The organism is Bellilinea sp. (genome assembly GCF_034432615.1).
GTDB lineage: Bacteria > Chloroflexota > Anaerolineae > Anaerolineales > Anaerolineaceae > Bellilinea.
Window position 1 is genome coordinate 1 of sequence record NZ_DAOUBL010000020.1, and the last position, 8,864, is coordinate 8,864.

Genomic DNA, 8,864 nt, shown 5'->3' on the forward strand with positions numbered 1-8,864 from the left:
AGTACTGGGAGAACTTCTGGATGGCATTTCGCGCCGAACGCCGCACTCGAATCCGATCTATTCTGGTTTTTATCATACTGGCAACCATACCCTGCTACTGTTTGGGATTTTTTATCCTTCAACTGAACCGCAATGTACCTCAGCCAACGGCTACCCCAACGGTTACGCTGACCTATACGGCTGAACCGCCCCAACCGCCAACCCTGACACCGACCTTTTTCATTCTTCCAAGTGATACTTTCACACCCACCCCAACGATTACGTGGACGCCGACTCAGACATTTACCCCGTTTGTGCCGCCGACCCGCACACCGACGATCACCGAAACGCCAACTCTGACCCCTACTGAAACATCCCTTCCGCCAACCGATACACCGGTGGTGAATACTCCAACCCCTACCGAAACCTCAACTTCTCCATAAATTTCAAGGGAACAATTCAACCAATGACGAGCGAAATCAAGGATTTTCTCAAAGATCTGATTTCTCTGCCGGGGCTTTCGGGATACGAAAGCCCGGCACGCCAGCGCATTCTGCACGAATGGCAGCCGCTGGTGGATGAGATTTCTACAAGCCCGCTGGGCAGTTTGCACGCCCTTAAGCGGGGCAGTGGAGATGAGCCGCGCCCTTCCATTTTGCTGGCTGCTCACATGGATGCCATTGGCATGATGGTTACCGAAATTGTGGACGGCTGGCTGCGTTTTACCCAAATAGGCGGGATTGACCCGCGCATTCTTCCCGGCCAGCAGGTGGTTGTGCATGGCCGACAGGATGTGCCGGGAATCGTGGTTCAGCCGCCGGCACACCTGCTGCCCGATGAAGTTTCTCCCCGTCAAACGGTGGAAATGAAATACCTGCTGGTGGATACCGGCTTGCTGCCCGAGCAGGTGAATGAAGTAATACGCGTCGGCGATTTAATTTCCTTTGCCCAGCCACCGCTGGAACTCGGCAATGACCTGTTGGCGGGGCACAGTCTGGATAATCGCGCTTCGGTAGCGGCGCTGACCCTCTGTTTGAGGGATCTGCAGCGGGTGCGCCATATCTGGGATGTGTGGGCGGTGGCTACCGTTCAGGAAGAAATTACTCTGGGCGGCGGGTACACTTCGCCGTTTTCCATTCGTCCCGATCTGGCTGTGGCTGTGGATGTGACCTTTGCCAGGGGGCCGGGCGGCCCTTCGGATTACCGCACCTTCCCGCTGGGGAAGGGGCTGACGATTGGTTGGGGAGCAAACATTCATCCGGCTTTTTACCGTGCCATCAAGGAAACCGCTGAACGGCTGGACATTCCCTTCCACAATGAGGTCATGCCGGCTCACTCCGGGACGGATGCCTTTGCCATGCAGGTGACCGCAGAGGGCATCCCTACGGCGGTGCTGAGCATCCCATTGCGCTACATGCACACCCCGGTTGAAATCATCTCACTCAAAGATGTGCAGCGAACCGGTCATCTGCTGGCGCAGTTTATTGTTGGTTTGCAGGCGGATTTCATGGAACAGATGAAGTGGGAAGAGTAAACCGATTGACAAAATGATCAATCCATTGCTCACATCGGATGAACCATTATTACTGGAAGATGCTCAGAAACTCGCATCTCAATCCCTGGATTTTGCTTTGCTGGTTTCCGGTGGCTTGTCTGAAGAGTCATGGAAGTCCATCTATTCTATTTTAGATGAATTGGCGCGTGCCCTTAAGAAGGGTGGGATATTGTTTGTGCAGGGCTTACCGTCGCAGTTGCCCTCATTAGGGGTGTATCTGGATCAAAAGTTGAAATTCAAGTACTGGATTGTTCTTGAATCGACCAAAAGGGACTTTACCAAAGGGCTGCCGTCTGTCCATAGCGGTGTGCTGATGTATGTGAAGGGTAATACATTTGCAGTCAATAAAGTTAGAGTACCGCATGAGTACTGCTTTGCCTGCGGACGGACGCTGAAAGATTGGGGAGGTAAAGCCCACTTAATGAATCCATCCGGAGCGGCTATCTCAGATGTTTGGAAGAGCCTTGAAGGAGAGGATAATTACAGTTCTTTGGGCGTCACATTCTATCAAAGACTGCTCAAGATGGTAGACATAGATGAAAAAGAAATGAGTGGTTGGGCGGCTCCGAAAAACGCTCTACCCATTCCTCAAACAAAGGGGATGATAAAAGAAAGTAAAATTGCATACCAGCCTAACTTATTTTCCATCCTTCAAACGGTTAATTCGGATGACCAGCCTGAGGATCAAAACAAAGAATTTCCGGGTTTTAATGTGATTTTGCAAGGTGACGCCTTGGAAGTATTAAAAAAGTATCCGGATGAATCAATAGATTTGGTCTTTGCCGATCCTCCATACAATTTAGATAAGTCTTACAATGTCTATAATGACGAACTGGCGACCAAAGAATATCTGGATTGGTGCAATCAATGGCTGGATGAATATATTCGTATTTTGAAGCCAACCGGCTCTTTATTCGTGCTTAATTTACCGCATTGGTCCATGTACCATGCGGATTACTTGAATAAACGTTTATATTTTCAAAATTGGATTGTATGGGACGCCTTGTCTGAGCCGCGTGGAAAATTGATGCCAGCGCATTACAGTCTGCTTTTTTACACAAAGCAAAAAGAAGGTTTTACCTTCAATTATGAAGGGTTGAAGAATCTTGACAGCCGCGTCTATTGTCTGCGAGCTTCGTGTGTGCGCAGTCGCAAATCCAGAGGGGAAAACAAACAAGAACCACTCACAGATTTGTGGTGGGATATTCACAGGATTAAGCACCGACGCGATCGAGATTATCATCCCTGCCAGTTACCGGAAGGATTGCTCAAACGCATCATTTTATTGACCACAAACCCAAATGATGTGGTATTGGATGCTCTGGCGGGAACCGGTACCACCATTATTACGGCAGCAAAATTAGGCCGCCGATTTGTTGGGATTGATATTGATCCCTACTATGTTGAACTCATGCAAAACAAGATCAAGGAGATCCAACTTAACGGCAAGATAACGCGTATACCGGTCAAAAAATCAAAAATCGGTTTGACAAAAAAAGAACTTCAACTGGAATTACGATCTTTGGCGAAAAAATTGGGAAGACTTCCAACTCCAGAAGATGTAAAGACCTACAGCCGTTATGAGTTGAAGGTCTATTTTGATGTATTCCCGACCTGGGGAAAAGCAATCAAAGCGGCAAAATTGGAGATCGCTGATGACAAGAACGGTTGAAAAAATTTCTTTTGAACAAGTTTGGCAGACCGCAACGGTTTTTTACCTCAACGCTTCTTTAGAGGACGAAATTGACCATGAAGTTGAAAGTCTTCTCAACCTTGCGGAGCAATCTGATCTTTCTAACAGGCAGGTGGTTACAGAAGAGTACCTTCGGGAGAAAATCGCCCAAAATCCGGCGGTTTTAGATGTGATCTTAAGGGATCTGGAATTATCAGAAGAAAAATTCTTAAGATTGATATCCCTGTTAAGGCGTATAGGGAGAATTGAAGGCGGCTTTGATGCGGAATGGTCGCTTGCGAGAATAAAGAGTATCCTTCCCCGGCATCCAGACTTGTTAAGTCAGGTGGCTTCTTTGCTGTATAACGGTTGCAATGATCAAGAATTAGCATCTTTAGTTCCGCGCTATTATCTGGAAAGTTTGAATTACGCCGAAATTGGCGCCAGCACTCAGGCTGCCCGTAAAGTGCGTTACAAGCGTTCCTTGATCGGTACTTACGGAGCAAAGAAGGGGCATAAAGTTGAAGCAGAGATTCAAAATATTCTGCTGCGTGTTCGAAGTGAATATGGTATTCCCTTTGAAAAAGGGCGCTCCCGTTTCGTTGAGACGGATATAGATTTTGCCGTGCCGAATCTGGATGACCCATGGGTTATATTGATGAGTTCGTTTCAAGAAACGACCAGCAGCGGTCAAACGAATAAAGCCCGCGATATGTTAGCCATCTATGACCGCGTTCGACACGCCAATAGCCGTTATAATGAACGGCGGGTGTTCATTAATTTTGCTGATGGAGGCGGCTGGCTGGCAAGGCGGAGAGATCTCTACAGGCTTTGGGAAAACTGCCATTTTTTCCTGAACCTGTTCAACCTGTCCGATTTAGAACAAATTGTCCTGGAATACGTTCCTGAAAAATACTTTCATAGACTGTAGGTACAATGGACGAATACCCTTCAATTTCACTTCCTGTGTCTGAAAGTCAACTCAATCTGCTTGAACGGCTCTCGAACGCCGTTGCCGTTTCGGGAGATGAGCGCGAAGTGCGCGCCATTGTCCTTGAAGAAATCCAACCCTTTGCCGATGAGGTGCGGGTAGATGCGCTTGGCAATGTGCTGGCAGTTCGTCACGCAAGCGGGGAGAATCCTCTGCGGGTGATGCTGGCGGCTCACATGGATGAAGTTGGATTCATTCTCGTGGAGGAGGAAGAAGGCGGCTGGCATCGCTTTGAAGTGGTCGGCGGGGTTGACCCGCGTGTGCTGGTTGGCAAGCCGGTAGTGGTGGGCAAAGACCATCTGGCCGGCGTGATTGGGGCGCGCCCCATCCATTTGACAACACCCGATGAGCGAAAAAACGCTCTTTCTGTGGATCAATTACGCATTGATTTAGGCAACGAGAATGGTAAAAAGGTCAAACCGGGCGAGCGAGCCGGCTTTGCCACCCGTTTTCGGCAGGCCGGCCCGAGCCTGATTGGTAAAGCGCTGGATGACCGGCTGGGGGTTGCCATCCTGATTGAATTAATCAAAAATCCACCCGCCAATGTGGAATTGCTGGCGGCTTTTACCGTGCAGGAGGAGATCGGCTTACGCGGGGCAAAAGTGGCCGCTTATGCCTTGAACCCGGATCTGGCCATTGCAGTGGATGCCACTCCCGCCAATGATCTGCCCCTGTGGGATGGCGAAGAAAATACCCGCTATAATACCCGTCTTGGCGGCGGGCCGGCAATCTATGTGGCTGACGCTGCCACCCTTTCGGACCCGCGCCTGATTCGCCACCTGATTCGCACAGCCGAGGAGATGGGTATCCCCTACCAGATTCGCCAGCCGGGCGGTGGCGGGACGGATGCGGGCGCCATTCACAAACAGCGCGAGGGTATTCCGGTGGTATCTGTTTCGGTGCCGGTGCGCTATGCCCACACCCCGGCATTGCAGGCGCGCCTGCTTGACTGGGAAAATACCCTGTCTTTGTTGTATCACGGACTGGAACGGCTCAGCCCGGAATTGTTCTCGGAAGATCGCTAAATAAATCCAGGAGAATTGCATGAAAGCGTTAATTCAAAAACTGGTGGAAACCATTGCCCCTTCGGGTTATGAAATGCCCATCCGCGAACTGATTTTAGGGGAAGTCAAAGAAGCGGCGGATGAGGTGCGTGTGGATGCGCTCGGCAATCTGGTGGTGCGCAAAGGTCAAAAAAGCCCGAATGGAAAGCGCATCATGCTGGCGGCACACATGGACGAGATCGGCTTGATTGCCACGCATATTGACGAAAATGGCTTTGTGCGCTTTTCGACGATTGGCGGTGTGCGCCCGCACACCCTCTACGGCGGTCGGGTACGCTTCTTGAACGGCGTTGCCGGGGTGATTGGCGGCGAACGCCTGGAAAACATGGATCGGGTACACGGTTTTGAAAAACTGTTCATTGATGTGGGCGCAACCAGCCAAGAAGATTGCCCGGTGCGGGTTGGGGACGTGGCTGCTTTTGAGCGGCCTTTTCTGGATTTGGGCAAACGTCTGGTGGCAAAATCCATGGATGACCGCATTTCGGTTGCAGTGATGATTGAAACGCTGCGCCAGTTGAAAGACACTCCCCATGAAGTTTTCTTCGTGTTCACCACACAGGAGGAGGTTGGGGTGCGCGGGGCAACCACTGCCGCCTTTGGAGTTGACCCGGAAATTGGCATTGCGGTGGATGTCACTGCTACCGGTGATACCCCCAGGGGTATGAAGATGGCAGTTGCGCTTGGCAAAGGGCCTGCCATTAAAGTTAAAGATACCGGTATGATCGCCGATCCGCGGGTGGTGCGCTGGATGGCGGATACAGCCGAACAAGCCGACATCCCCTACCAGCTGGAAATTCTGGAAGGCGGTTCCACGGATGCCCGCGCCATGCAATTGACGCGCGCCGGTGTTCCGGCCGGTTGTCTTTCAATCCCGTGCCGGTACATCCACACCCCATCTGAGATGGTGGATTTTGAGGATGTGCAAAACGCCGTCCGCATGCTGATGGCTTTGCTGCAAGCACCGGTTGATTTGAAATGAGCCGTCTGTTTCCCCGCACCGGTAAAAACCGACAGGGGGATGCGAAGCGAATGATACCACCGGCGCTGGTGCGCCTCACTGCGGCGGTGTTGATTCTGGCGCTGCTGGCCGGGTGCGTCGAGTGGTTGGAACCGGTTTTTCCGGGGTTATTCACGCCGCTGCCGACCAGCACGCTTGAGGGCCAAATCACGCTCACACCAGTACCTGAACCGAGCATCACTCCAGAACCGCAGCCGACTTTTGGCGGGGCAATCACTCTGACGCTCTGGCTGCCGCCGCAGTTCGACCCGGCTGCCGATACACCCGCCGGACAGTTGTTGCAGCAACGCTTGGATGCGTTCATGGAGGAAAACCCCGGTGTTTTGATTCACGTGCGAATTAAAGCCCCCTCGGGCCCCGGCGGTTTGCTCGAGTCGCTGACCGCTGCAGCAGCAGCGGCGCCAGCCGCCCTGCCTTCGGTGGTTACCCTCAACCGCGGCGATCTGGAAGCGGCTGCCCTGAAAGGCCTGATTTACCCGCTGGAAGGAGTGAGCGAGGAAATCGAAAGCCCGGACTGGTATCCGTATGCCCGTCAGCTGAGCAGGGTGCAGGACATCCCGTTTGCCCTGCCGATTGCCGGTGATGCGTTGATGCTTTTTTACCGCCCGGCTTCGGTTGGAGGAAGTCCGCCGCAAACCTGGCAGGATGTGCTGGCGTTCGGCAACCCGCTCCTCTTTGCCGGAGATGACCCGCAGGCATGGCTAACCCTGACGCTTTACCGGTCACTGGGCGGTTTGGTGCAGGATTTGCAGGGAAGGCCTGCTCTTCAGGCGGATTTGCTTCAACAGGTATTTGAACTGTATCAGGAAGGAGCGCGGCGGGGCACTTTTCCTCAGACGGTTGCCCAGTATCAAAGCGGCGGGCAGGTCTGGCAGGCATATCTGGATGGTCAGGCTGACTGGGCAGTTACCTTTGCCTCGTTTTACCTGACTGACTTACCGGCAGATACTGCTGCATTGCTGCTACCCTCGCTGGGCGGGGATGATTTCACACAGGCTACCGGTTGGAGTCTGGCGATTGCTGAACCCGATCCGCAACGCCGTCAGCTGGCGGTAGCGCTGGCGGAGTATCTCAGCGCGGCTGATTTTCTGGCAGAATGGGCCGTAGCGGCTGGTTACCTGCCGGTACACCCCACTTCTCTGAGCGGCTGGCAGCCGGTTACGCTGCAAAACACGCTGAGCCGGGTGGTGCTTTCGGCGCAAATTCGGCCTTCCAACGAAATTCTTGCCAGCCTTGGCCCGGCGCTGAGAGAGAGCAGTCTGGCTGTCTTGCGCAACCAGGCCAGCCCGGCTCAAGCGGCCCAATCTTCGGTGGAGAAATTATTAGCACCATGATCAGGCATCTTTTCAGCAAGATCTTGGAAGGGGCTGTCAAACCGCTGGGCTGGCTCAACCGGCAGAATCCCCATTTTCTCTGGTTGGGAGTTGTCCTGCTGGCTTTTCTGGCTGCTATGGCGTTCAGCGAGCCGGTTGCACCCCGCCAGATCAGCACCCCATCACCGACTGCGGTTGTTACGCTATTGCCAACCCAGTCCGTGACCGGCGAAAGTCTGGCGCTCAGGCCCTCCCCAACTCCCATTCCGCAGGAGTTGATTGCCAACCGCGAACAGACCTTTGGAATCGTTTTTGGGGCGGTTGTATTGGTGCTGATTGTCATCATCGGCACGTTGAGCGGAATTGCCGCTCAACGTCAAAACCAGAGCGGTGCTTGAGGCGGTGAGGCTTCAACCATTGCCTTTTTTGGGCAGCTGAATTTTCACAAGAGTCAATGCGGAGAACAGAAACAACGCCCCGTAGATGGTGAAGATGACCAGATAACCAAGCCCGGGTTCGATTTTGTTGAAGAAATCGGCAATGGGTCCGCCGATGCCGGCACCGACAATGCCCGCCCCTGCACCTGCCAGATTGGAAATCCCCAGATAGCGACCGGCTTCCTGCGGGGGGGCTAACTCAGTTCCCAAAGCCCAGTTGGAGGCGAAGAAAGTGCCCGTCCCCAGTCCAATGATACAGCCGCTGAGGATGACGATGGGAAAATTGGGGGCAAACAGCAGCACCAGCGTACCCAACGCGGCGATCAGACCGGCGTACAAGACCAGCTTTTTCGGTCCGAAGCGGTCAGCGAGCGTGCCGCCGTAAATGGCTGAGGGAATCAGAAAGACGGCTACCGCTGCCAGCAGCAGGGTGGTGCTGGTAGCCGGGTTGGGCAATTGCAGCACATCGCGCAGGTAAAATTGAGCAAACCCCTGAATTGACCCAACCGCCGCCAGAAAGAGCAGCCGGTTGATCACCCACCAGATGAACGAAGTCTGCTGGCGGGCTTCCCGTCCAATGCCGACCGAAGCGCCGAAATACACGCCAATCAGAATGGAACCGGCCATTGCCACCAGACCGGCCAACCCGATCAAGAGAATTTGCCCTTCACGGCTGATGCCCATTTGGGTCAGACGATTCCCGCTGATATTCACCAGCCAGACCGCCAGGCGGGTAGCGCCCACAAAAATACCGGTCAGTGCCAGCAGGCGCAGGAAACGGTCGCCAACGCCGTTGGTTGGTTTTTCGCCGATGGGGGTTTCACGGGCAAACAAA

Annotated in this window: 8 protein-coding genes and 1 pseudogene; 8 read left to right on the forward strand and 1 reads right to left on the reverse strand. The window is 53.3% G+C overall.

From position 1 onward, the window contains the following. From VAE48_RS01070 to VAE48_RS01105, 8 genes and pseudogenes are all read left to right on the forward strand, one after another. Positions 1-422: pseudogene (locus VAE48_RS01070) on the forward strand (hypothetical protein); the annotation flags it as partial. Between the two features lie 23 nt (positions 423-445). Beyond that, positions 446-1,513: a hypothetical protein gene (locus tag VAE48_RS01075; protein WP_322791457.1), complete on the forward strand. Its 1,068-nt coding sequence runs from the start codon at positions 446-448 to the stop codon at positions 1,511-1,513. A 13-nt stretch (positions 1,514-1,526) separates the two neighbouring features. Beyond that, positions 1,527-3,206 carry a DNA methyltransferase gene (locus VAE48_RS01080; protein ID WP_322791458.1) on the forward strand — a complete coding sequence of 560 codons (1,680 nt, stop codon included), beginning with the start codon at positions 1,527-1,529 and terminating at the stop codon, positions 3,204-3,206. After that, entirely contained in the window at positions 3,190-4,137 is a 948-nt protein-coding gene (locus VAE48_RS01085; protein ID WP_322791459.1) for a hypothetical protein, read from the forward strand. The genes VAE48_RS01080 and VAE48_RS01085 overlap by 17 nt, the downstream gene beginning before the upstream one ends. Positions 4,138-4,142: 5 nt before the next feature. Continuing rightward, entirely contained in the window at positions 4,143-5,222 is a 1,080-nt protein-coding gene (locus VAE48_RS01090) for a M42 family peptidase (RefSeq protein ID WP_322791460.1), read from the forward strand. A gap of 19 nt (positions 5,223-5,241) precedes the next feature. Continuing rightward, positions 5,242-6,240, forward strand: coding sequence for a M42 family metallopeptidase (locus VAE48_RS01095; RefSeq protein WP_322791461.1), 999 nt, complete (start codon positions 5,242-5,244; stop codon positions 6,238-6,240). Then, complete coding sequence (locus tag VAE48_RS01100) at positions 6,237-7,613, forward strand: ABC transporter substrate-binding protein (protein ID WP_322791462.1); 1,377 nt, start codon at positions 6,237-6,239, stop codon at positions 7,611-7,613. Before VAE48_RS01095 ends, VAE48_RS01100 begins: the two co-directional genes overlap by 4 nt. Then, positions 7,610-7,990 carry a hypothetical protein gene (locus tag VAE48_RS01105; RefSeq protein WP_322791463.1) on the forward strand — a complete coding sequence of 127 codons (381 nt, stop codon included), beginning with the start codon at positions 7,610-7,612 and terminating at the stop codon, positions 7,988-7,990. The genes VAE48_RS01100 and VAE48_RS01105 overlap by 4 nt, the downstream gene beginning before the upstream one ends. Positions 7,991-8,002: 12 nt before the next feature. On the opposite strand, the gene VAE48_RS01110 is transcribed toward VAE48_RS01105, so the two are convergent. Further along, positions 8,003-8,864: MFS transporter (locus tag VAE48_RS01110; protein WP_322791464.1), on the reverse strand; the 862-nt coding region annotated here is incomplete at its 5' end.